Below are 23,764 nucleotides of genomic sequence, written 5' to 3'. Positions count from 1 at the left end.
ATATACCTTTCAGTGAGTGAGAGTCCGTTCTTTCATGACTGGCAGAGTGCGCAGCCGCCCGGAAGTTGTCAATTGCCCTGCCAGAGTGACTCACCGGCCGAAACCGGCCCGGCTCGTGGCGCGCATCTTGCTCTGCGTTACCGTAGGCGGAACGATCGGGATAGCGCATCTGATCATCAAATTTTTATCAGGGGTTGCATTGTACAATATGGCTGATCTACCATCACGATGTTCGCCTGCTTCAGAAGGCTTCTGACCGCATGGTTCATGTGGTCCCCCCTGCGCCGGTCAGCCCGCATCTTCCTTTTCATTCGATCAGGCATTCCACTGTATACGTGTCGGTCGAACCGAAAAGCGTTCAGGCGAAACGAAGTATCAGGTTTCAATCCAGGGTGACCTTCCTCAACACGAGACTCGTAATAGTCGTGCTCTACTCATGAGCCCGTCTGATCGAGCCCGCCTGTCGAGTGCTTCCGTTCAGTGGGCACCTTAATTCGCCGGCGGGTCCCCGATTCGCCAGCCGCCGCCTGTTCCTGGCAGCACTGCCGTTGTCATATCGACAAGAGCGATTCCGAACAAAGCCGATGAATCTTACCGAACTCAAGCAAAAGTCTGTCCCCGAGCTGCTGGAAGTTGCCCAGGAAATGGGTATCGACAACCTTGCCCGCTCGCGCAAGCAGGACATCATTTTCGCCATTCTCAAGAAGCACGCCAAAAGCGGTGAAGACATCTACGGTGATGGCGTGCTGGAAATCCTGCAGGATGGCTTCGGTTTCCTGCGCAGTGCCGACAGCTCCTACCTGGCCGGTCCGGATGATATCTATGTCTCTCCCTCGCAGATTCGGCGTTTCAATCTGCGCAAGGGTGATTCCATCTCCGGCAAGATTCGCCCGCCCAAGGAGGGGGAGCGCTATTTCGCGCTGCTGAAGGTCAGTCAGATCAATTTCGAGCGTCCTGAAAACGCCCGTCACAAGATTCTGTTCGAGAACCTGACGCCGCTCTTCCCGCAGGAACGCCTGACCATGGAGATCGGTAATGGCGCGACCGAGGACATTACCTCGCGGGTCATCGATCTCACTTCACCGATCGGCAAGGGCCAGCGTGGTCTGATCGTTTCGCCGCCCAAGGCCGGCAAGACGATGATCCTGCAGAACATCGCCAACTCCATTACGCGCAACAATCCCGAGTGTTACATGATCGTGCTGCTGATCGATGAGCGGCCCGAGGAAGTGACCGAGATGACGCGTACGGTGCGTGGCGAGGTAGTAGCGTCCACTTTCGATGAGCCGCCGGCACGCCATGTTCAGGTAGCCGAGATGGTGATCGAGAAGGCCAAGCGGCTGGTCGAGCACAAGAAGGATGTAGTGGTACTGCTTGACTCCATTACGCGCCTGGCCCGTGCCTACAATACCGTCGTGCCTTCTTCCGGCAAGGTGCTGACCGGTGGTGTCGATGCTCACGCGCTGGAGAAGCCCAAGCGATTCTTTGGCGCTGCACGAAACATCGAGGAGGGCGGCAGCCTGACGATCCTGGCCACGGCGCTGGTGGACACCGGCTCGAAGATGGACGAAGTGATCTTCGAGGAGTTCAAGGGCACCGGTAACATGGAAGTCCATCTCGATCGCAAGCTGGCCGAAAAGCGAGTCTTCCCGGCGCTCAATATCCGCCGCTCCGGCACCCGGCGTGAAGATCTGCTCTGCTCCGAGGACGAGATCCAGCGTATGTGGATTCTGCGCAAGCTGCTCAATCCAATGGAGGACGTGGCAGCAACCGAGTTCATGATCGATCGACTCAAGGATACCAAGACCAATCTGGAGTTCTTCGAGGCCATGAAACGGCGGTAGAAAACTGCTGCGCTCCACATCCCGGGCGCGAGCGGTGCTCGAAACCTGCACATACTTCAGTATGCTCCGGTTCCTGCGCTCCATTCGCGCCTGAGATGTGTGTGCTCGTGATGTTTAACGGGCTTTCCTGGTTCGAAAATACACGGGAAGAGTGCTGGCAACAGCTACCGGGGCGGCATGCTATGCTGCCCCTTTGCATTTCTGGACAGGACCAATCATGCAGTATCGCGATCTGCGGGAGTTCATCACCCGGCTCGAGGAGATGGGTGAGCTGAAGCGGGTTACCGCCGAGGTCGATCCTCATCTGGAAATTACCGAGATCTGCGATCGGGTTCTGCGTGAGGGTGGCCCGGCGTTGCTGTTCGAGAATGTGAAGGGCAGCGATATGCCGCTGCTGGGTAACCTGTTCGGGACACCTCGGCGTGTGGCACTGGGGATGGGGCAGGATAGCGTCGAGGCGCTGCGTGAAGTGGGTGAACTACTGGCCTTTCTCAAGGAGCCGGAGCCGCCGAAGGGTTTTCGTGATGCCTGGCAGAAGATGCCGATTTTCCGCCAGGTCATGAGCATGGGGCCGCGTCGGGTGAAAAAGGCGGCCTGCCAGGAAGTGGTGCTCGAAGGAGAGGAGGTCGATCTCGACCGTCTGCCGATTCAGCACTGCTGGCCGGGAGACGCCGGGCCGCTGGTGACCTGGCCGCTGGTGGTGACGAAGGGGCCACACAAGGAGCGCCAGAATCTGGGGATCTATCGTCAGCAGAAAATCGGCCGCAATAGGCTGATCATGCGCTGGCTCTCTCATCGCGGTGGGGCACTGGACTTTCGTGACTGGTGCGAAACGCATCCCGGTGAGCCGTTCCCGATTGCCGTGGCACTCGGTGCCGACCCGGCGACGATTCTGGGGGCGGTGACGCCGGTGCCGGATACGCTGTCGGAGTACGCCTTTGCGGGTCTGCTGCGGGGTTCGAAAACCGAACTGGTGAGCTGTGGTCATGCCGAGCTGGAAGTGCCCGCCTCCAGCGAGATCATTCTCGAGGGGTTTATCTACCCTGATGACATGGCGCCTGAAGGGCCTTTTGGGGATCACACCGGTTACTACAACGAGGTGGACACTTTCCCGGTGTTTACCGTCGAGCGCATCACCCACCGCCGTGATCCCATCTATCATTCCACCTATACGGGGCGGCCTCCGGACGAGCCGGCAGTACTGGGTGTGGCGCTTAATGAAGTGTTTGTGCCTATCCTGCGGCGACAGTTTCCGGAAATCGTCGATTTCTATCTGCCACCGGAGGGGTGCTCCTACCGGCTGGCCGTGGTGACCATGAACAAGCAGTATCCGGGCCATGCCAAGCGGGTAATGATGGGGGTGTGGAGTTTCCTGCGGCAGTTCATGTACACCAAGTTCGTCATCGTGACCGATGCCGATATCAATGCACGTGACTGGAAGGATGTGATCTGGGCGGTGACGACCCGCATGGATCCGAGTCGCGACACGGTCATGGTCGATAATTCGCCGATCGATTATCTTGATTTTGCGTCTCCGGTCAGTGGTCTGGGATCGAAGATGGGCCTGGACGCGACTGACAAGTGGCCCGGGGAAACCGATCGTGAATGGGGCCGGCCGATCATGATGGATGAGACGGTGCGTGAGCGGGTCAGCGCACGCTGGGAGGAGTTGGGCTTGACGAACCCGGAGCAGCGTTCATGAGAGGAACAGCAGTGAGAGCGACGGAGGTTGCCGGGTGAACACGGTCACGTGTCGAATCGAAACCATCGAAACCCTGAGCGGCGATGTATACCGCGTCTTCATGCGCAGCAACCAACCCTCGGTGATACATGCACCGGGTCAATATCTGGAACTCGATAGTGGTCGTGCCTGGCTGCCGTATTCCATTGCCAATCCGCCTGATCGTGAGGGCATGCTCGAATTGCATGTGCAATATGTGGCCGCCAGCGAGAACTCCTGCGCCCTGTTCAAGCGATTGCGAGTCGGTGAGACGATTCGTGCGCGGCTGCCGGGTGGAGAGTGCAGCTTCGAGCTTGGAGATCCACGGCCCCTGCTGCTGATTGCGGCCGGCACCGGTTTTGCCCAGATGAAGTCGATCATTGAGGCGGCACTGGCCCACGATCCGGATCACGATATCCACCTCTGGTGGGCTGGTCGCCGACGTGACGAACTCTATCTCGAATCGCTGGCGCGCCAATGGGTCGAGACTTATCCGAACGTACGTTTTACGCCAGTTGTGGAACTGCCGGGCGAAGAGGATTTCGATGGGGTCGTGGAGCGTATCGACCGTGCCCTGCATGAGCGGGTCGGCAGTACGCGAGAAGCGAACATCTTCATCGCCGGATCACCCGGCATGGTCTATGCCGTGGTAGATACACTCGAAGCGCTGGAGCCGCTGACCGAGCGCGTCTTCTCTGATGTCTTCAGCTATGCGCCCCGTCAGCCCGATCAGGGTGGTCAGGCATGAGTCAGGCCCCGATTCTGATTACCGGAGGTGCCCAGCGGCTGGGGCGCTACTGTGCCGAACGACTGCAGGATGATGGTCATCCGGTCATTATCACCTACCGGCGTGAGCGCGAAGCGGTAGCAGCGCTGCGTCGTCGTGGTGTCACGGCGCTACCAGCAGATTTCTCCAGCGAAGCCGGCATCATGGCGTTTATTGATGCTCTGAAGGCGCATACTCCGCGGCTGAGAGCCGTGATTCACAATGCTTCGCTCAGGGAAGCCGACCGCTTCGATGAGCAGGCCGGTGCCGCCTTCGAGCGCATGTTTCATCTCCACATGCAGGCCCCCTACCTGATCAATCTGCATGTGCAGTCACTGCTGATGGCCTGTAGCGAGCCGATGCGCGATATCATCCACATGACCGATTTCGTCGCAACCCGAGGGGCAAGCCGGCACGTCGCCTATGCCGCGACCAAGGCTGGCCTGGAAAGCCTGACACGATCATTTGCCGCACTGTTTGGTGCCGACATCAAGGTCAATGCCATCGCGCCGGCAGCCATCATGCACGACGAGAGTGAGGTGTCCGGGGGATCGGTGCCGCTTCGGAGCGGATCATTGATGCCGACACCGCCCGGGCCCGGTGTGATCTGGCAGAGTGTACGCTACCTGTTGGACAATGCTTACATGACTGGTGCCGTTCTACCCGTTGACGGCGGGCGTCATGTGCAGTAAAGGTAATAACAGGTAACGCTCGGGCAGTGCTCGGTGACTGCTGAAGAAGCATGGATGTATCAAACGGAGATGAACTCATGAGTTCACGAATGTCCCTGTTTCGCCGTCTTCACCGGCGCTGTGAGCGCCACGAGAAACTGCTTGCCGTACTGATGGTCGTGGCGCTGGTCATGGTGGCGCTGCTGGCAGCCCTGCCGGGTTTGTTCCTCTGGCATGAGCTGTAATACTTTCAGTGACGGTAATGGCATCCTCAAGTTTTGAATGCCTTGAGCACGCAGTAATGAACGTGAATTTCGCAGCAGGAACATGATCATGTCGCAACATTCAGCTACCCATCCCGAATCCCTGGCCTCTACTGGCAGGCGATGGGCGGCGTGTACGGATCATGTCGGTTATTTTGGCAGCTATTGGTTTGGTATCAGGCACGCCTGAGTCAATCGGGTGTGCCTGAAAGCGATCAGGCTGCCCACCTCAAGGAAAACCCCCGGTCGGCAGCCAGCCACCGGGGGTTTTTTGTATCACGCCCTTCAAGGCCATTACGGAGCGAGAGCCATGCGTTATTACAACCCAGCCTTCAACCGCCTGTTTCGCTGGTCGTTTGTCACCTGGCGCTCTTTCGGGCGCGTAAGCCCTGCCTGTCCACTGCAACCACGAATCCTCGCGTCGTTGTGCTGAATCACAACGGCGCCTGACATATCGGAGCGCCCTGATGTCGACTCTTGCTACTCCCGTTGAATCCACCTGTTCCGCTCGTACTGCCCGGGCAGCCTTGCCCTCCAGTGCTGAATTGAAGCGCGAGCTACCGCTAACGACTGCCACCACTCGTGAAATCGCCCGGCAACGGCATGCCATTCGTCGCATCATTCATGGTAGCGACACCCGTCTGCTGGTCGTCACGGGGCCCTGTTCGATTCACGATGAACATGCGGCGATGGAGTATGCCCATCATCTGAAGGATCTGAACGACCAGGTCGGCGAGCAATTACTGCTGGTGATGCGCGTCTATATCGAAAAGCCGCGGACGACGGTGGGATGGAAGGGGTTTGCGTACGATCCTGATCTCGACGGTCGCGATGACATGGCGGCCGGACTGTGGCGTGCACGACGACTGATGCGCGATATTGCTGCGCTCGGCGTGCCGATTGCCACCGAACTGCTTCAGCCGATGACAGCGGCCTACATCGATGACCTGGTGAGCTGGGCGGCAATCGGGGCACGTACGACGGAGTCACAAGTACATCGGGAACTGGCCAGTGGTTTTCCGGCTCCGCTGGGCTTCAAGAACGGCACTGATGGTGGCCTGGGTGTGGCGCTGGATGCCATGACCGCCAGCGCGCACGGTCATCGATTCTTCGGTGTCGATGAGCAGGGCGGCCCGGCAGTGATCGAGACAGCCGGCAACCCCGATACCCATCCGGTACTACGGGGAGGTCGCCAGGGACCCAATTGTGACGCTCAAAGTGTCGAAGCAGCCTGTCGGGCGCTCGAGTTGGCCGGCCATCGCCCCTCGCTGATGGTCGACTGTTCGCATGCCAATTGCGGCAAGGATCCCTTTCGTCAACCCGAAGTGCTCGAGCAGGTGATCGAGCAGCGTCTGGCAGGGCAGCAGGCGCTGACGGGTGTCATGATCGAGAGCCATCTGGAAGCCGGTCGACAGGCGTTGAGTGACGAACTCCAGCATGGCGTATCGATCACCGATGGCTGCCTGGGTTGGGCCCAGACCCGAAGCGTGCTGCTGGATGCCGCAGAACGCTTGGCGAAAGCATCGTTGAGCGGCTCGACAACGGCGGGAGTACCGGCCTGAGACATGGCCATGCCGAGCGGTGAGCACCCGGCTCGGCATGGCGGCGTCACCAGAATGTCATGCCTCGCGCCTAGCGTAGGTGGATCAGGACCGTGTTATCCACACTATCGCCGGGGAGTACCCATGAGTGCCGAAATCGAGAATCACGATAACCATAATCTCAGTCGGAACACGCCGTTTTCCACCATTCTGGATCGCCGCATGTCCCGCCGCCGGGTCATGCAGGGAGGCCTTGGCGTTGCTGCGGCAACCCTGTTCGCCGGTTTTGGCCTGCCAGGTGCCGTGCGTGCAGCAACCGCGGCGGCCAGCGGGCAATCGCTGAGTCTGGGTTTCGAATCGATTCCCGGTTCGATGACCGATGCCGTGGTGGTACCACCGGGCTATCGCGCTCAGGTCCTGATCCCCTGGGGGACACCGCTGACCACTGACGGCACCGCCTGGTCGCCCGATCTCTCACTGACACCCGAGCTTCAGGCCCGGGCAACGGGCATGCACCACGATGGCATGTACCATTTCCCTCTGGACCCTGAACAGGCCTCGAGCGATTTCCTGCTGGTCGTCAATCACGAGTACATCGATCAGAGCGCCCTGTGGGCACCGAGCAATGGTGCCACCAACCCCAAACAGGGGGCGCGGCCGGCTGATGAAGTCCGTACCGAGATCAATGCCCATGGTGTCAGCGTGGTACGCATTCGACGCGATGCCGATGGACACTGGGCGCCGGTCACCGGGGATCGACACAATCGGCGGTTTACCTCGGCGACGTCCATGGAACTGGCCGGTCCGGTCCGTGGCAGCGAGATGGTGATGACCGCCTGGTCGCCGGATGGCACTCGGGTGCGTGGTACCAACAACAACTGTGCCTGTGGCCATACGCCCTGGGGGACCTATCTGACCTGCGAGGAAAACTGGCCCGAGGTCTTTACCAACAGCGGTGAGCGAACGGCCGATCAGAAGCGCCTCGGGATGCCCACCGGGCGCGGGCGCTATGGCTGGGAGACCGCTGAACAGGGGCAGGAGGGTGAGTTCAGCCGCTTCGACAATACGCCTCGTGGCGCCAGTGCCCGGGAGGATTATCGCAACGAAGCGCGGGCTTTCGGTTATGTGGTGGAAATTGATCCCTACGACAGCGATAGCCGGGCTTACAAGCGGACCGCTCTGGGACGTTTCCGGCATGAGGGCTGCTGGCCCGGACGGGTCGTCGAAGGCGAGCCACTGGCCTTTTATACCGGTCATGACGCTCGCAACGAGTACATCTACAAGTTTGTCTCGAAAAAGCGCTGGGATGCGCGTGATGCCAACCGTCCGGGCGAGCACTACGACCGTCAGAGCATCGGTGCCAGCTATCTGGATGAAGGGACGCTTCATGTAGCGCGTTTCAACGAGGATGGCAGCGGCGACTGGCTGGCCCTGACGCCGGAGAGTGAGATCCCCGGGGGTGGCCCCAATGGCGAGCGCACCCTGGGAGAGGTGTTCGGCGATCAGGCCGGCATCATTATCAATACCTGCGATGCCGCCGATCTGCTGGGCGCGACGCCCATGGACCGACCCGAGTGGGGAACCGTCGATCCGGGCTCCGGCGATGTCTACATGTCATTGACCAATAACTCGGATCGTACCGCCCAGGACACCGAGCCGACCTTTACCGATGGCGCTGCCGGGCTCGGAGCCCTCGGTGCCGGTTTTGATACGGCGCCGGTCAATGCTGCCAATCCGCGCCCGGACAACAATTTCGGGCAGGTCATGCGCTGGCGTGAAACGGACAGGGCGAATCGCTTTGAGTGGGAAGTCTTCCTGTTCGGTGCTCCGGCCGGCGCAGGTAATGAGATCAATCGCTCCGGATTGACCGAGGCCAATGAGTTCGCCAGCCCCGATGGACTCTGGTTCGATGAGCGCGGGGAGAATGGTGAAGGTATCCTCTGGATCGAAACCGACAATGGCATCGACAAGGGGCGCGACAATGCCGTGGCTCAGGCCACCAATGACCAGGTACTGGCGATCGTGCCGGGGGCCCTGGCGCGCGGCGACACCCGTCAGACAGGCCAGCAGCTCAGGCGATTTGCCGTGGGCCCCAATGCCTGTGAGGTGACCGGGATCTTTGCGACGCCGGATCGAACGGCGCTGTTCATCAACATTCAGCATCCGGGCAACTGGCCGGCCAGTGACGATGCCACACAGGTGACCAAGGGGCAGGTGCGTCCTCGGGCTGCGACAGTAGTGATCCAGAAGGAAGATGGTGGACCGGTCGGCGTTTAGGGCCGTCAGACACCTGCCACCCGGCCGGGTGGCAGGTGATGAGCACTGTCAAGCGCTACCGAGCAGCGTGGGCTGTCAGGCGAATGTGCCCGGATGGATTGAAAAAGTGTTGCGAGACAGGGGCTGGGCGTTTTGCCCGCCCCATGTCTTCAGGCGCGGGCCGAGTAAGCGTAGAGCAGGGTCTCCTGGGCGCTGATGGCCGCTTCTCCTTCACCCGGTTGGCGTTTCTCGTAATGCCCATCGCTCTGTAACTGCCAGCTTTGACAGTTATCCAGCATGTAGGTATCGAGATCCTTGCGAACGCGTTTGGCGATACGTCGATCCAGCAGGGGAAAGCAGGTCTCGACCCGATTGAACATGTTGCGCTCCATGAAATCGGCACTCGAACACCAGGTCTCCGGCTTCCCGGCATTATGAAAGTGATAGACCCGGGTATGTTCGAGGAAACGGCCCACGATCGAACGCACCGTGATGTTTTCCGATACGCCGGCAACGCCGGGTCGCAGGCAACAGGTGCCACGAATGATCAGATCGCACTGCACTCCGGCCTGCGAGGCCCGATAAAGCGCTCGGATCAGCTGTGGCTCGGTCAGCGAGTTGCACTTGATGATGAGGTGGCTCTTGCGCCCCTTGTGCGCATTGCGCGCCTCACGATCAATCATCTCGATCAGGCGGCTGTGCAGAATAAAGGGCGCATGCAGAATGTGCTCGGTATGGCGGGGTTCGCCCATTCCCGAAAGCTGCTGAAAGACGTGATGCACATCTTCACAGAGCGCTTCGCGTGCCGTCATCAGGCTGTAATCGGTATACAGTCGTGCTGTCTTGGCATGATAGTTGCCGGTGCCCATGTGGGCGTAGTGTCGGATCTGGCCGGATTCACGACGCACGATATGCAGCATCTTGGCGTGGGTCTTGTAGGCCATCACCCCATAGATGACATTGGCACCGGCTTCCTGCAACCGTGATGCCAGTGCGATGTTGTCGGCCTCATCAAAGCGTGCACGCAGTTCGATAACGACCGTGACCTCCTTGCCGTTACGTGCCGCATCGACCAGGGCATTGACTACGCCCGAGTCGGCTCCGGTGCGATAGAGCGTCTGCTTGATGGCCAGTACATTGGGATCGCGTGCCGCTTCTGCGAGCCAGTTCTCGATAACACTGAACGACTCCCACGGGTGCAGCAGCAGGACATCCTCGCGAGTAATGATATCGAACAGGCTTTCATCGCTTTTCAGAACCTTCGGCAGGCCCGGCGTGAAGGGGGTATAGCGCAGGTCATGGCGATCGCTGTCACCGATCATCGACATCAGGCGGCTGAGATTGACCGGTCCGTCGACCAGATAGAGATCACGACGATCCAGCCGAAACTGAGCGAGCAGGAAGTCACTGAGATGCTCGGGGCAGTTGTTGGCGACCTCCAGGCGCACACCATCGCCATAGCGTCTGGCCAGCAGTTCCCCCTTGAGCGCCGAGGCCAGGTCGGAAACATCTTCGGTGTCCACGCTGAGATCAGCGTTGCGCGTGAGGCGGAACTGGTAGCAGCCACGGATGGTCATGCCGGGGAACAGCTTGCTGGCATGCGCATGAATCATTGACGAGAGAAAGACATATTCCTGACATCCTTCGCGACCCAGCGAGTCGGGTACGCGGATCAGGCGTGGCAACGAGCGCGGCGCGGGAATGATGGCCATGCCACCGGTGCGGCCGAAGGCATCGTGCCCCTCGAGTTCGACAATGAAGTTGAGGCTCTTGTTGACCAGTCGTGGAAACGGATGAGAGGGATCGAGCCCGATGGGACTGACCACTGGCATGATCTCATCGTCGAAATATTCATGCACCCACGCCTGCTGCGCTTTGGTCCATTGAGTACGGCGCAGAAAATGAATGCCCTGATCTGCGAGCGCCGGTATCAGGTGATTGTTGAGAATATGGTACTGGCGCTCGACCTGCTCGTGCGCCAGGCGTGCGATTTCGGCAAAGACCGATGAGGGGGAGTGGCCATCGACACTGGGTTCCTCGTGACCGAATGCAATCCGGTGCTTGAGCCCGGCCACACGAATCTCGAAGAACTCATCGAGATTCGAGGAAAAAATCAGCAGGAACATCAGTCGGTCCAGCAGGGGGTGGCTCTCGTCGAGCGCCTGTTCCAGGACACGGATATGAAACTGCAGGGTGGAGAGTTCGCGATTGAAGTACAGCCGCGGATCATCAAGCTCGGGAATATTGTCAGATGGCGTCGAAGCGCGTACCCCGGTCTTGCTGCGATTGATGCGCAGCCCCGTCGTGGTGCTTTCCCCGGCTTCGCCCTGATAATCCGTTTCATTGGCCGAACTGGCTGCCATGACGCTGTCTCTCCATTGATCTGGCGATAAGCCTGCCCCCGGATTAATTCCGGGCGCACAACGAGGCGGTCAGTCTGCATGAGCCGGATGACGAACTGATGACACTCTCCGGCTCATGCACGGCCGGTCACGCTTGCTTGAGCCACTGGGCTGCACGCTTGGCAAAATAGGTCAGAATGCCATCGGCGCCGGCCCGCTTGAAGCACGCCAGTGATTCCATGATGACCTGGCGTTCATCGAGCCAGCCACGCTCGAAGGCAGCCATATGCATGGCGTATTCACCACTGACCTGATAAACGAAGGTGGGCACCTGCAATTCATTGCGGACGCGGTGCAGCACATCAAGATAGGGCATGCCGGGTTTGACCATGACAGCATCGGCACCTTCGCTGATATCCATGGCCACTTCGTGTATGGCTTCGTCGCTGTTGGCCGGGTCCATCTGATAGGTGGACTTGTCTGCCTTGCCGAGATTGGCCGTAGAGCCCACGGCATCACGGAAGGGACCATAGTAGCGTGAGGCATATTTGGCAGAGTATGCCATGATGCGGGTGTTGATCAGGCCCTCGCGCTCGAGTACCTCCCGGATTGAACCGATTCGGCCATCCATCATGTCGGAGGGCGCGATGAAATCGGCACCGGCCTCGGCATGAGACAGACCCTGCTTGATCAGGGTTTCGACGGTGCGCTCGTTGAGCACATAGCCCTCATCATCGAGGATGCCGTCCTGCCCGTGGCTGGTATAGGGGTCCAGTGCCACATCTGTAATAATGCCCAGCTCGGGATGGGCCTGCTTGAGTGCGCGCACACTGCGCTGAATCAGCCCGTTGGCATTGTAGGATTCCTCGGCATGCAGGGTCTTGCCCTCGGCATCAATCACGGGAAACAGAGCGATGGCGGGAATACCCAGCTCACTCAGCTCGGCGGCTTCTTCCAGCAGCAGATCGAGGGAGAGCCGTTCAACCCCCGGCATGGAAGGAATGGCATCACGTCGCTGTTCGCCTTCCTGAACGAACATCGGCAGAATCAGATCGTCCACGGTGAGGGTGGTTTCGCGCATCATGCGCCGCGAGAAATCATCCTTGCGCATGCGCCGCATGCGGGTGGCAGGGAATTGACGAAAGGTCATGTGTGGCACGAAAACGCTCCACTTGATCAGCATTGACAGGTGACAGGCAGTATAACAGTCCCCGTGCTGCGACGTTGGAAACGGCGTAACGAGCACCAGCAATAGCGCGGAAGCCGGTTGAGTGGCGAAGGAGACAATGAGATGAAAAAACCGATTGCGGTGGTTCTGGCCGGTTGTGGGCGTGTAGATGGATCGGATCCCGTGGATACGCTACTGGCACTGTGGCGACTCGATCAGCGTGGTATCGCCTGGCATGGTTTTGCGCCTGAGATCGATCAGCAGAATGCGAACTCCTTTCGTGATGATGACGGACACGAGCAGACGACGCTGCTGACAGAGTCGAAGCGTCTGGTGAGCCGGGATGTCGCGCCGCTTGGCGCGCTCGATCCGAAGGCCCATGCCGGTATTCTCATTCCGGGGGGCGGCGGCATAAGCCGCCAGTTGTCGACTTATGCGCGTGAAGGTATTGGCATGAGTGTGCAGGAAGAACTGGCCCTCTGCCTGCATTCGTTCTTTTCTGACTATCGGCCAATCGCGCTGATGGGCATGGCCTCTCTACTGATTCCACGTCTGTTTGAGCAGGCCATTCCGGTAACGGTAGGCCATGATGCCGAGTTGAGCGGTGCCATCAGCGCCATGGGTGGCCTGCACAAGAGCTGCAGCGTGGACGAGATCGTCGTTGATCCGGTCCATCGGGTGCTCAGTACGCCGGCTTCATTGCTTTCGGATAACATGGAGACGGTCTCTACCGGCGTTTTCCGGCTGGTGGACCGCCTGATCGACATGGCGGCGGATGAGCGCTACCGCTGATGCCAACTGGCGTCTGATCGGCAGCTGTTTGTCAGGCGCTATCATCGTCCTGTTCCTGGCGACTTTCATCACGGCCACCACGTGGGTGACGGACCAGCCGTCCGAACAGGATGCCGACCTCGAACAGTAGCCACATCGGGCCTGCCAGTAGCGTCTGCGAGATAATATCGGGAGGTGTCAGTAGCATGCCTACGACAAAGCAGCCGATGACGACATACGGGCGCTTGCTGGAGAGAGACTGGACTGTCACCGCACCGGTCAGGATCAGCAGGAAGGTGGCGACCGGGATCTCGAATGCCAGGCCGAAGGCGAAGAACAGCTTCAGCACAAAGGAGAGATAGGCGTTGATATCGGTCATCACCTGAACACCCTCGGGCGCGGTGTTGGTGAAAAACTTGAACAACAGCGGAAAGACGACGTAATAGGCAAAAGCAGCGCCGCAGTAAAACAGTGCCACGCTGGAGGCCAGAATCGGAATCGCCAGCCGCTTCTCGTGCACGTAAAGCCCCGGCGCGATGAACGCCCAGGCCTGATAGAGCACGAAGGGGATGGCCACGAACAGGGCCACGATCAGTGTCAGCTTGAACGGCGCCAGGAAGGGGGAGGCCACTTCCGTGGCAATCATCTGCGACCCTTCGGGCAACAGCGCCATCAATGGATGCGCCACGAACTCGTAGAGCTGATTGGAGAAGGCATACAGCGCTGCAAACACGACGACCACGGCAATAATGGCCTTGAGCAGACGTGAGCGCAGCTCAATCAGATGCTCGACCAGTGGCGTTTGCTGTTCGTCGGGATCCTGCGACTGACTCATCGGGGGGTATCGTTCCTGTCGGCGTCCGGGGCGGCAGTAGCCCGATTATCGTCGGTGGCAGAAGAGATCGGGCCGGTATCTTCTGGCGAAGCGTGCTGGCTCGACGCGTCGCTGGCGGCCTCGTCCTTTTCATCACGAGGTGTAGAAGGATCGGATTGGCGCGAGTTGTCGCCCAGCCCTTCAACTTCACGACGCACCTTCGACAGCCCCTGATCGACCCGGTCGCGCTTCTGTTTCATCTGACGCTGCAGCTCTTCGGTTTCAAGCTGGCTGGAAATTTCCCGCTGAACATTGCCAATGGTGCGACGAATGCGTCCGATCCAGAGACCGGCAGCCCGGGCGGCAGTAGGAAGCCGCTCGGGACCAAGCACGATCAACGCAATGACTGCAATGACCGCCAGTTCCAGAAAGCTGACGTCAAACATCGCTTATGAGTTCCGGGACTCTTTGTCATGATCGTCAGGAGCGTGCGTTGTCACGTTCTCCCGCTTCTCTGCCGGCGTTTCATGAACGCTCCCCTGTGTCGTCTGGTCTTCGACCTGACGTGTCTGGACGTTCTGTTTTTTGTCGGCCTCATCCTCGCCATCGTTGACGGCCTGCTTGAAGCCCTTGATGGCGCCGCCGAGGTCACCGCCAATATTGCGCAGTTTCTTGGTACCGAAGATCAGAATGATGATGCCCAGTACGATCAGAAGCTGCCAGATACTGATGCCACCCAACATAAGCGTTCTCCATTACCACTCAATTGATCGTGTTCCGCGTGAAAGCGGGATCAGGAAGCGTTGCGGGCGGCCTTTTCGTCGAGTCCGGACACACCGAAACGGCGCGCCAGTTCTTCGAGTACTGCCCGATGATCGATATCGAGGTGTGACAGCATGACCAGACTGTGAAACCACAGATCGGCGGTCTCGTTGATCAGCGCCTGACGCTCGGCCTCACCTCCCGATTCGGCGTCACGTGCCGCCAGCAGGGTTTCGGTAGACTCTTCACCGACCTTCTCGAGAATCCTGTTGAGCCCTCGCTGGTGCAGCCCGGCCACATAAGAGCTGTCAGCATCACCGTGGCGGCGGCTGGCGAGCACTTCGGCCAGCTGATCGAGTATATCGCTGCTCATGCTGTTCTTCCCCTGACGCCTGACGGGCGTCGTTGAATCGCTTATAACACCCAGCCTGGCCGGCTGTCGATGCACTTCCGGACCTTCGTTGTTCGGCAAACGGTTCAGCGCCAGACAATCAATACCAGGCCGATGCCGGCAGCCACCAGTACTGGCCAGGGCTGGTGGCTCAGCCATCCCCAGAGCGGCTGCCAGACAAATGCCAGTGCAATGAACATCAGTCCCAGTCGGAATCGATGAGTGCCCCGACGCAGACCGTTGAGCGTGTCTCGCAGCGTACTCAGGGCGGCGGTCTGCTCGCGACGCTGGCGACGCTCGGTCTCGATCTGTGACATTGCCTGATGGGCAAGTACTGGTAACTGGGGCACCCGTTGCACCAGTTCGGGTGCCTGTTTCTTGAGCTCTTCCCAGAATCCCTTTGGGCCAGCGCGTTCATGCATCCAGCGTTCCAGATAGGGCTTGGCGGTATGCCACAGATCCAGCTCGGGGTAGAGCGTGCGCCCCAGCCCCTCGATGTTCAGCAGGGTTTTCTGCAACAGCACCAGCTGAGGCTGAACCTCCATGTTGAAACGACGCGCTGTCTGAAACAGCCCCATCAACACCTGGCCGAAGGAAATGTCCTTGAGCGGTTTTTCCAGAATCGGCTCGCAGACCGAGCGAATGGCAGCTGCAAATTCATTGGCGCGCGTGCCTTCTCCGACCCAACCGGATTCGATATGCAGCATCGCCACTTCGTAATAATCCTGGCGGAAGAAGGCAATGATGTTACGCGCCAGATAATCCTGATCTTCACGGGTCAGGCTGCCGACAATCCCGCAGTCGATGGCCACGTAGCTGGGATCGCGGGGGTTATCGGCGTTGACGAAGATGTTGCCCGGATGCATGTCGGCATGGAAGAAATTGTCGCGGAAGACCTGGGTAAAAAAGATCTCCACACCACGCTCTGCCAGCACGCGCAGGTCGACGCCACGTTCGATCAGCGCATCGATATCGGCGACCGGGATACCGGTGATACGCTCCTGGACCATCACGCTGCGGCGGGTCAAAGGCCAATGGATCGCCGGGACATACAAAAGCGGGGAGTGCTGGAAATTGCGCTTGAGCTGCGAAGTGTTGGCGGCCTCCTTCTGCAGATCGAGTTCGTCGAACAGGGTCGCCTCGTAGTCCTTGACTACTTCCACCGGGCGTAGTCGTCGGGCATCGGGCCATACCTTCAGCAACAGTCTTGCGAAGGTGTACAGCAGGGCAATATCGCTGCGCATTACGCCATCGATGCCCGGACGAATGATCTTGACCACCACCTGCTCCCCGGAATGAAGCTGGGCGGCGTGGACCTGAGCGATCGATGCCGAGGCCAGAGGGTCGGTATCGAAATGGGCAAAGCTTTCGTCAACGGAGGCGCCAAGCGCTTCTTCGACACTTCGGCGCGCCTGGTCGCTGGAGAAGGGAGGGACCTGATCCTGCAGACGCTTGAGCTCGACGGCGATATCCGGCGGCATCAGATCACGACGGGTCGACAGCATCTGACCGAATTTGACGAAGATTGGCCCGAGGTTTTCCAGCGCCAGTCGCAGTCGTTCACCGTCGCTACGCTGACGTGTGGGGAACAGCCGAATCGGCGCGATTTTCATCAACCACCGGCCATAACCCGGTAGCCGGTCAAGTGGCACCAGCGTATCCAGACGATAACGGGTAATAACCCAGCCAATGCGTATCAGGCGCCACAGCAGATTCAAGAGTGCGATCCCTCCCGCAGTCGGCGGCTGAGACGTTCCAGACGTGCTTCGAGACGGTCGGTGGCGATTTCCAGTTCAGTCAGATGTTCACGGGCAATGTCGAGCTGATTGCGTCCGGCCAGCCAGCGTCCTTCCTCGAATACATACTCACGCAGATCCTGCTCCAGCGAATGGCTCGAGCGCACGCCGAAATGACCGATGCGTCGCAGGCCGGTAGCAAGGCTATGGGCCGGCATATCGCCAAACCATTCCGCCAGCGCACCTTCCCAATCGACATCCAGGTCCATCAACAGATCGCGTGTCGCCGCCAGCAGCCCCAGGTCACCATGGACGATCAATCGATTGTTGGTCATACAGGAATCGATGGATGCACCGCCCATGAGAGCGCCCAGGGTATCTGCATCGATCTCGACGCAGGCATCGGCATCGCCCGGGGAGGCATCCGGTAGTCGGGTCAGCGCCAATCCACCATTGTGGAAAGTAATCAGTACTTCGAATGATGGGGCGGTGACACGCAGCAACAATCGCCTGCCGGCCAGTCTGGCCAGGCGTGAAGGGGCGGCGGGATCGCGCGCCAGCAGATGATTGAGCGTGCGTTCGGCGCTGGCGAGCAGCAGGGGCATGATCAGTGACATCAGCGCCACGACCCTGTGCGGGCATTCAGGCCGGTCTGCGGCATCAGGGGCTGCTTGTCCATGAAAATCGTCAACCTGAGGTAATTCGTATCATCGGGGGCATTCCCCCGGACATCGGAAAAGCACTGTCGATGTCCGACAGGCAGATGAGCCGGCATGCAGCGGTTCAGAGCTTGAGACCGCGATGCAGAGCGACAACACCCCCGGTCATGTTGGTGTACTCGACACGTTCCAGCCCGGCCGTTTCCATCATGCTCTTGAGCGTGTCCTGATCAGGATGCATGCGAATGGATTCTGCCAGATAACGATATGAGTCGGCATCGTTGGCTATCAGACTGCCCAGACGCGGCAGTACATGGAAGGAGTACTGATCATAGATACGCTCAAAGACGGGATGGGTGGGTTTGGAAAACTCCAGCACCAGCAGGCGTCCCCCCGGTTTGAGCACACGTGTCATCGAAGCCAGTGCCCGGGCCTTGTCGGTGACATTACGCAGGCCAAAGGCAATGGTAATGCAGTCAAAGGTATTATCGGGGAAGGGTAGCGCTTCGGCATTGGCCTGAACCACTTCCACGTGCGCACCGGCGCCCTTGTCGATCAGCCGATCACGGCCGACCTTTAGCATCGAGGCATTGATATCAGCCAGCACGACGCGTCCCTTCGGACCGACCCGACGCACGAACTGCTCGGTAAGATCGCCGGTGCCACCGGCGATATCGAGCACCTGATGACCTCGCCGAACGCCCGAGCGCTCAAGCGCTACCCGCTTCCAGAGACGATGAATGCCCAGCGACATCAGGTCGTTCATCAGATCATAGCGAGCGGCAACGCTATCGAAGACTTCGGCGACCCGGCCGGCCTTCTCCTCAAGGGGCACTTCCTGATAGCCGAAATGCGTAGTCTTGCTGTCCATGTTCCGTGTCCCTGATTCGATTGTCGCTGTGCCGAAAGTCGGCAATGATTCAGCAGCGAAGCATTGTAGCGTCGCACCGGGAAATTGTCCCGGGGTGGTCAGTGGCTGCCCGGGGGCTAGTGCAACTGACGCACTGCAATACCAAGTGACTCTCGTGAAGCGCCTGCTTCTTCGAGACGACGCAGATAATCCTGCCACCACTGCTCGCGATGCTGACACATCTCCCACAGATACGCCCAGCTGTAGAGGCCACTATTATGGCCATCATCGAAATAAAGCTTCAGAGCGTAATTGCCGACCGGTTCGATGTTCATCAGCCCGACATCCTTTTTGCCGGTCTGCAATACGGCCTGCTCGGGACTGTGGCCGCGGACCTCTGCGGAAGGAGAGAACACCCGGAGCAGTTCAGCGGAGAGACGAAAATGAAGACGCTCCCCGGCCACATCGTAGCTCAGCTCGAGATCACGATCGTGTTTGTGATAGTGCACATTCACGGGAATCGGAGTGCTCATGATACCTCCGGGAAATCATGCTGACAGCTGATCGCCGTCGCACAAGAGAAAACGGCGCCGCGAGAGGGCGCCGTATCCAGAATACGCGTTGAATCAGGCGGGTGCCAGTTGCGTATACCTGCCTGTCGGGACTTACAGGATATAGCGCGAGAGATCTTCGTCCTTCGCCAGTTCGCCCAGCTGCTCATCCACATAGCTGGCATCGATGACCAGCGGTGACTGCATGTCACTACCCTCGTAGAGCGCCTTTTCCAGCAGCCTTTCCATCATCGTATGCAACCGGCGTGCTCCGATATTTTCGGTGCCCTCATTAACCTGCCAGGCCGTCTGGGCGATACGCTCGATCCCGTCATCGGTGAAACTGATGGAGAGATTCTCGGTCGCCAGCAGCGCTTCGTACTGTCGGGTCAGCGATGCCGAGGGTTCGGTCAGGATGCGCTTGAATTCATTCGGTGATAGCGCCGAAAGCTCGACACGGATCGGCAGGCGCCCCTGCAGCTCAGGGATCAGATCCGAGGGTTTGGAAAGATGGAAAGCCCCGGAAGCGATGAACAGGATATGATCGGTACGCACCATGCCGTGCTTGGTGGAGACCGTTGAGCCCTCGATCAGCGGCAGCAGATCACGCTGTACCCCTTCGCGGGAGACATCTCCGCCACTGCCCGATTCGGCGCGCTTGGCGACCTTGTCAATCTCATCGACGAAGACAATACCGTTCTGCTCGACCGCTTCGATGGCCCGCTGCTTGATCTCTTCCTCGCTGACCAGCTTGGCGGCTTCCTCATCGCGTACCAGCCGCAGTGCTTCGGCGACGGTAATGCGCCGGCTTTCGCTCTTCTGCTTGCCAAAGCTGGAGAACATGTTCTGCAGCTGGCTGGTCATTTCCTCCATGCCGGGCGGCGCCTGAAAGTCCATGCCCTGGCTGGCGGGAGTGAGTTCGATATCGATCTCGCGATCGTCGAGTTTGCCCTCGCGCAGCTGTTTGCGGAAGGTCTGACGGGTCGAGCTATCGCGATTGCGGCCGCTGTCATATTCGCTACCACGGGCCGGTGGCAACAGGGCGTCGAGCACACGCTCTTCAGCGGCCTCTTCAGCCTTGTGCTGCATGGCCTTTTTGGCATCCTCGCGCACCATCTTCATCGCCATCTCGACCAGATCGCGAATGATCGATTCTACATCGCGTCCGACATAGCCGACCTCGGTGAACTTGGTCGCCTCGACCTTGACGAAGGGCGCGCCGGCAAGCTTGGCCAGACGGCGTGCGATCTCGGTCTTGCCCACCCCGGTCGGGCCGATCATGAGGATATTCTTGGGGGTGACCTCGGGGCGCAGTTCATCGTCGAGCTGCATGCGCCGCCAGCGGTTGCGCAGCGCAATGGCGACGGCACGCTTGGCGTCGGCCTGGCCAACGATATACTGATCGAGGGCATGAACGATCTCGCGCGGCGTCATCTGCGACTGCTGCGTGGTCGACTCGGTAGTTGCTGATGGCGAATTCTCAGACTGGGTCATGATCAATCCAGTGCCTCGAGTGTCACGGTGTGATTGGTGTAGACGCAGATGTCAGCGGCGATGTTGAGGCTCTTCTCGGTGATCTCGCGCGCGGACAGCTCGGTGTTGTCCAGCAGGGCTCGGGCCGCGGCGTTGGCGTACTGTCCGCCGGAGCCGATAGTGATGATGCCGTACTCCGGCTCGAGCACATCGCCGGTGCCGGTGATGATCAGTGATGAATGCCGATCAGCCACGGCCAGCATCGCTTCCAGTCGACGCAGGGCGCGGTCGGTACGCCACTCCTTGGCGAGCTCGACGGCAGCCTTGGCAAGATGCCCCTGGTACTTCTCGAGCTGAGCTTCGAAACGTTCAAACAGGGTAAAGGCATCTGCCGTGCCACCCGCGAAGCCGGCCAGTACCTGGCCGCGGTGAAAGCGGCGTACCTTGCTGGCATTGCCCTTCATTACCGTATTGCCCAGCGAAACCTGACCATCGCCGGCCAGGGCTACCTGCTCGCCACGGCGCACGGATACGATCGTGGTCATGAACGGGTCTCCAGTAGACGGGGGAATGTATCCCCGGGGAAGATTGCGACGCCGGGCGCCACTGTCTGATGGGGAAATTAGATGCGGACGCGCGGTGAGGAAATCAAGTCACCGGGTGATGATGACCCATGAGAAGAGAAGGTAAAGGCTGAGGGAGCGGGCTACCATGCCCGCTCCCGGAGACCCCAGCGATCAGCCCTGCAGCTGGATCAGCATCGGTTCGATCTTCTGGGTCTCCATCAGATCCCGGGCACGGGAAATTTCCCGGGTGTCCTTGTAAGGGCCAACCTGCACGCGATACCAGTGCGTCCCATCGGCTGTCGTGACCTCGCTGACCCGAGCCTTTAGGCTGAGGTCCTTGAGTTTGCGGGCCATCTTTTCGGCATCCGTATTGTCTCGGAACGAGGCTGCCTGTAGTACATAGCTTGGCAAGGCTTCCTTGCTGCCACCATTGGCGTCGGCCTGATCGGACTTCTCATTGCCCTGCATGATCTTGCGCGCCTTTTCATCGGCGGCAGCCTGGGTGCCTGGGCGAGGCGTCGACTTGTAGGCATCCACCGTGGGCGCCACGACTTCCGATTCAGGCAGCAGCGTGTAGAACTCGAAGGTCGGCATCTTCTTCTGTTGATCGGCCTGCTGCTGACCCTGAGCGGATTTCCCTTGTTGGGTTGAACCCGAGTCATTACCGGTACTGCTGGATTGACGTGCCACAACCGCAGCCACCTGACCCTGCTGCGGTCGGGGGGCCGAGTCATGGAAATACTGTGCCGCGGCAAAGCCGGCAATCAGCCCGACGATCCCCCATAGCCAGCCCGGGACATGGAAGCCGTCGCTGCTCTGAGTGCGCGTGTTATTGCGCTTCGAAGCACCTCCGCGGCTGTTACTGCGCTGGTTGCCGGAGCTGTTGCGGGAGTTGGAGCGACCGCCTGCCATTTACATCTCCTCGGGGGCGCTGACACCCAGTAGCTCAAGTCCGTTGCGCATGACCTGACGCACGGCCAGGCCCAGCGCCAGTCGGGCATTGCGCAGGGCGTCATCGTCAACCATGACCCTGACCGCGTTGTAACAGCTGTGGAATTCTGCGGCCAATTCCTGCAGATAGACTGCGATCTGGTGTGGTTCACGGGCCAGCGCAGCGCGAGCGACCGTTTCCGGCCACAGTTGCAGGCGAGTGATCAGCTCGCGCTCGCGCGGCTCTTCCAGATAACCGAGGCTGGTGCGGGCCAGGTCGGCGTCAAAGGGATGGCCATCACGTTCGGCACGTGCCATGACACTGCACATGCGGGCATGAGCGTACTGGGCGTAGTAAACCGGATTATCGTTGGATTGCGAACGCGCCAGGTCAATATCGAAGGTCATCTGCGAGGTGGCCGGGCGAGCAACCAGGAAATAACGAGTGGCATCCCGTCCGACTTCCTCGATCAGGTCGCGCAGGGTGACATAGCTGCCGGCCCGCTTGGAGAGTTTGACCTCCTCGCCGGAACGGGTGACCAGAACCATCTGATGCAGCACGTAATCGGGATAGCCTTCGGGAATGCCGACATTCAGTGCCTGCAGGCCGGCGCGTACCCGAGTCACGGTAGAGTGGTGATCGGCCCCCTGTTCATTGATGACCGTGGTGAAGCCTCGCTGCCACTTGTCGAGATGGTAGGCGACATCCGGCAGGAAATAGGTATAGCCGCCTTCCCGCTTGCGCATCACCCGATCCTTGTCGTCACCGAAAGCAGTGGTACGCAGCCACAGGGCACCATCGGCTTCATAGGTGTGACCACCCTCGATCAAACGGTTGGCGGTCGCTTCGACCTTGCCGTCGCGATAGAGCGAGGATTCGAGGAAGTAGACATCAAAGCTTACGCCAAACGCGCGCAGATCAAGATCCTGCTCATGGCGCAGATAAGCCACGGCAAACTCGCGAATGGCTTCATGATCCTCGGGATCAGCCCGGGCGGTGACCTGGCGGTCATCGGCAGTCACTGTTTCTCCACGCAGATAGCTCTCGGCCACATCGCGGATGTAGTCGCCTCGATAACCATCCGCCGGCCAGCTCGGGTCGCCGGGCTCGATACCACGCACCCGAGCAGCTACCGATAGCGTCAGGTTGTCGATCTGAGCGCCGGCATCGTTGTAGTAGAACTCGCGCGTGACCCGGTGGCCGGTAGCTTCAAGCAGTCGGGACAGGCTGTCACCGATGGCCGCGCCACGTCCGTGGCCGACATGCAGAGGGCCGGTCGGATTGGCGGAGACGAATTCGACCTGCACCAAAGCTCCCTCGCCGACATTGCTGCGGCCATAGGCGTCGCCGTTTTCGAGGATGGTCATCAATATCTCGGCCGCCGATCCGGTGTCGACGAAAAAATTGATAAAACCGGGGCCGGCAATCTCGATGTCGCGCAATACCGGGCTGGTGGGCAGTGCAGCCGCCAGACGCTCGGCCAGTTCGCGCGGTTTCATGCCGGCGCTTTTGGCCAGGGTCATTGCCAGATTGGTGGCATAGTCGCCGTGTTCACGATCCCGTGTGGCATCGATGCGGATGGCGGGCTGGATATCGTCGGGCAGGGTGCCGTCAGCCTTGAGCGCCTCGAGCGCGGTCTCCAGCAGTGCGGTAATGGTCTCTTTCATTGATCTGGCATTCCGATGGCGG

The 23,764-nt window shown here is 59.7% G+C and carries 22 protein-coding genes; 8 read left to right on the top strand and 14 right to left on the bottom strand.

Annotation, left to right across the window (positions count from 1 at the left end; all coding sequences use genetic code 11):
- Window positions 1-584: 584 nt before the first annotated feature.
- The 7 genes from rho to FY550_RS12960 all read left to right on the top strand — a co-directional run bounded on the left by rho (window position 585) and on the right by FY550_RS12960 (window position 9,082).
- Window positions 585-1,844 carry a transcription termination factor Rho gene (gene rho, locus FY550_RS12985; protein ID WP_070978475.1) on the top strand — a complete coding sequence of 420 codons (1,260 nt, stop codon included), beginning with the start codon at window positions 585-587 and terminating at the stop codon, window positions 1,842-1,844.
- A 217-nt stretch (window positions 1,845-2,061) separates the two neighbouring features.
- On the top strand, window positions 2,062-3,546 hold the full coding sequence (gene ubiD, locus FY550_RS12980) for a 4-hydroxy-3-polyprenylbenzoate decarboxylase (protein ID WP_070978477.1): 1,485 nt from the start codon (window positions 2,062-2,064) through the stop codon (window positions 3,544-3,546).
- A gap of 34 nt (window positions 3,547-3,580) precedes the next feature.
- Window positions 3,581-4,312, top strand: a complete 732-nt coding sequence (locus FY550_RS12975) for an FAD-binding oxidoreductase (RefSeq protein WP_149054580.1) — start codon at window positions 3,581-3,583, stop codon at window positions 4,310-4,312.
- A complete protein-coding gene (gene folM, locus FY550_RS12970; protein ID WP_070978478.1) occupies window positions 4,309-5,022 on the top strand; it encodes a dihydromonapterin reductase in 714 nt (237 codons plus the stop codon). The genes FY550_RS12975 and folM overlap by 4 nt, the downstream gene beginning before the upstream one ends.
- A 77-nt stretch (window positions 5,023-5,099) precedes the next feature.
- Entirely contained in the window at window positions 5,100-5,246 is a 147-nt protein-coding gene (locus FY550_RS16910) for a hypothetical protein (protein ID WP_168169320.1), read from the top strand.
- Window positions 5,247-5,731: 485 nt separating this feature from the next.
- The gene (locus FY550_RS12965) at window positions 5,732-6,826 is read left to right on the top strand and encodes a 3-deoxy-7-phosphoheptulonate synthase (protein WP_149054579.1); all 1,095 of its coding nucleotides are present in this window, start codon (window positions 5,732-5,734) and stop codon (window positions 6,824-6,826) included.
- A 123-nt stretch (window positions 6,827-6,949) separates the two neighbouring features.
- Window positions 6,950-9,082, top strand: coding sequence for a PhoX family protein (locus FY550_RS12960; RefSeq protein WP_070978482.1), 2,133 nt, complete (start codon window positions 6,950-6,952; stop codon window positions 9,080-9,082).
- A 149-nt stretch (window positions 9,083-9,231) separates the two neighbouring features.
- Here FY550_RS12960 and ppk1 read toward each other — a convergent pair whose 3' ends face one another.
- Both ppk1 and hemB read right to left on the bottom strand, forming a co-directional pair.
- Complete coding sequence (ppk1, locus tag FY550_RS12955) at window positions 9,232-11,424, bottom strand: polyphosphate kinase 1 (protein WP_070978484.1); 2,193 nt, start codon at window positions 11,422-11,424, stop codon at window positions 9,232-9,234.
- Window positions 11,425-11,551: 127 nt separating this feature from the next.
- Entirely contained in the window at window positions 11,552-12,553 is a 1,002-nt protein-coding gene (hemB, locus tag FY550_RS12950) for a porphobilinogen synthase (RefSeq protein WP_070978805.1), read from the bottom strand.
- Between the two features lie 141 nt (window positions 12,554-12,694).
- On the opposite strand from hemB, the gene FY550_RS12945 reads away from it, so the two are divergent.
- Window positions 12,695-13,363, top strand: a complete 669-nt coding sequence (locus tag FY550_RS12945) for a type 1 glutamine amidotransferase family protein (RefSeq protein ID WP_070978487.1) — start codon at window positions 12,695-12,697, stop codon at window positions 13,361-13,363.
- Between the two features lie 31 nt (window positions 13,364-13,394).
- On the opposite strand, the gene tatC is transcribed toward FY550_RS12945, so the two are convergent.
- The 12 genes from tatC to argS all read right to left on the bottom strand — a co-directional run bounded on the left by tatC (window position 13,395) and on the right by argS (window position 23,742).
- Window positions 13,395-14,177 (bottom strand): twin-arginine translocase subunit TatC, encoded by a 783-nt coding sequence (tatC, locus tag FY550_RS12940; protein ID WP_070978489.1) that lies wholly within the window; start codon window positions 14,175-14,177, stop codon window positions 13,395-13,397.
- Window positions 14,174-14,602, bottom strand: a complete 429-nt coding sequence (gene tatB, locus FY550_RS12935; protein ID WP_070978491.1) for a Sec-independent protein translocase protein TatB — start codon at window positions 14,600-14,602, stop codon at window positions 14,174-14,176. The genes tatC and tatB overlap by 4 nt, the downstream gene beginning before the upstream one ends.
- A gap of 3 nt (window positions 14,603-14,605) precedes the next feature.
- Complete coding sequence (gene tatA / locus FY550_RS12930) at window positions 14,606-14,899, bottom strand: Sec-independent protein translocase subunit TatA (protein ID WP_070978493.1); 294 nt, start codon at window positions 14,897-14,899, stop codon at window positions 14,606-14,608.
- Between the two features lie 50 nt (window positions 14,900-14,949).
- A complete protein-coding gene (locus tag FY550_RS12925) occupies window positions 14,950-15,291 on the bottom strand; it encodes a phosphoribosyl-ATP diphosphatase (protein WP_070978496.1) in 342 nt (113 codons plus the stop codon).
- A 104-nt stretch (window positions 15,292-15,395) separates the two neighbouring features.
- Entirely contained in the window at window positions 15,396-17,021 is a 1,626-nt protein-coding gene (ubiB, locus tag FY550_RS12920; RefSeq protein ID WP_070978808.1) for a ubiquinone biosynthesis regulatory protein kinase UbiB, read from the bottom strand.
- Window positions 17,022-17,023: 2 nt separating this feature from the next.
- Window positions 17,024-17,662, bottom strand: coding sequence for a ubiquinone biosynthesis accessory factor UbiJ (locus FY550_RS12915; protein ID WP_149054578.1), 639 nt, complete (start codon window positions 17,660-17,662; stop codon window positions 17,024-17,026).
- A 166-nt stretch (window positions 17,663-17,828) separates the two neighbouring features.
- Entirely contained in the window at window positions 17,829-18,575 is a 747-nt protein-coding gene (gene ubiE, locus FY550_RS12910) for a bifunctional demethylmenaquinone methyltransferase/2-methoxy-6-polyprenyl-1,4-benzoquinol methylase UbiE (RefSeq protein ID WP_070978498.1), read from the bottom strand.
- 116 nt (window positions 18,576-18,691) lie between these two features.
- A complete protein-coding gene (locus FY550_RS12905; protein ID WP_070978500.1) occupies window positions 18,692-19,087 on the bottom strand; it encodes a gamma-butyrobetaine hydroxylase-like domain-containing protein in 396 nt (131 codons plus the stop codon).
- Between the two features lie 132 nt (window positions 19,088-19,219).
- On the bottom strand, window positions 19,220-20,599 hold the full coding sequence (gene hslU / locus FY550_RS12900; protein ID WP_070978502.1) for an ATP-dependent protease ATPase subunit HslU: 1,380 nt from the start codon (window positions 20,597-20,599) through the stop codon (window positions 19,220-19,222).
- 2 nt (window positions 20,600-20,601) lie between these two features.
- Window positions 20,602-21,123, bottom strand: coding sequence for an ATP-dependent protease subunit HslV (gene hslV / locus FY550_RS12895; protein ID WP_070978505.1), 522 nt, complete (start codon window positions 21,121-21,123; stop codon window positions 20,602-20,604).
- Window positions 21,124-21,315: 192 nt separating this feature from the next.
- Window positions 21,316-22,056 carry an SPOR domain-containing protein gene (locus tag FY550_RS12890; RefSeq protein WP_070978508.1) on the bottom strand — a complete coding sequence of 247 codons (741 nt, stop codon included), beginning with the start codon at window positions 22,054-22,056 and terminating at the stop codon, window positions 21,316-21,318.
- Window positions 22,057-23,742 (bottom strand): arginine--tRNA ligase, encoded by a 1,686-nt coding sequence (gene argS, locus FY550_RS12885; RefSeq protein ID WP_149054577.1) that lies wholly within the window; start codon window positions 23,740-23,742, stop codon window positions 22,057-22,059. It lies immediately after the preceding gene.
- Window positions 23,743-23,764 lie beyond the last annotated feature (22 nt).

It is taken from the genome of Kushneria phosphatilytica (assembly GCF_008247605.1).
Classification (GTDB): domain Bacteria; phylum Pseudomonadota; class Gammaproteobacteria; order Pseudomonadales; family Halomonadaceae; genus Kushneria; species Kushneria phosphatilytica.
The sequence above is the reverse complement of the archived record's forward strand: the minus strand, read 5'-3'. Positions and strand labels throughout refer to the sequence as shown.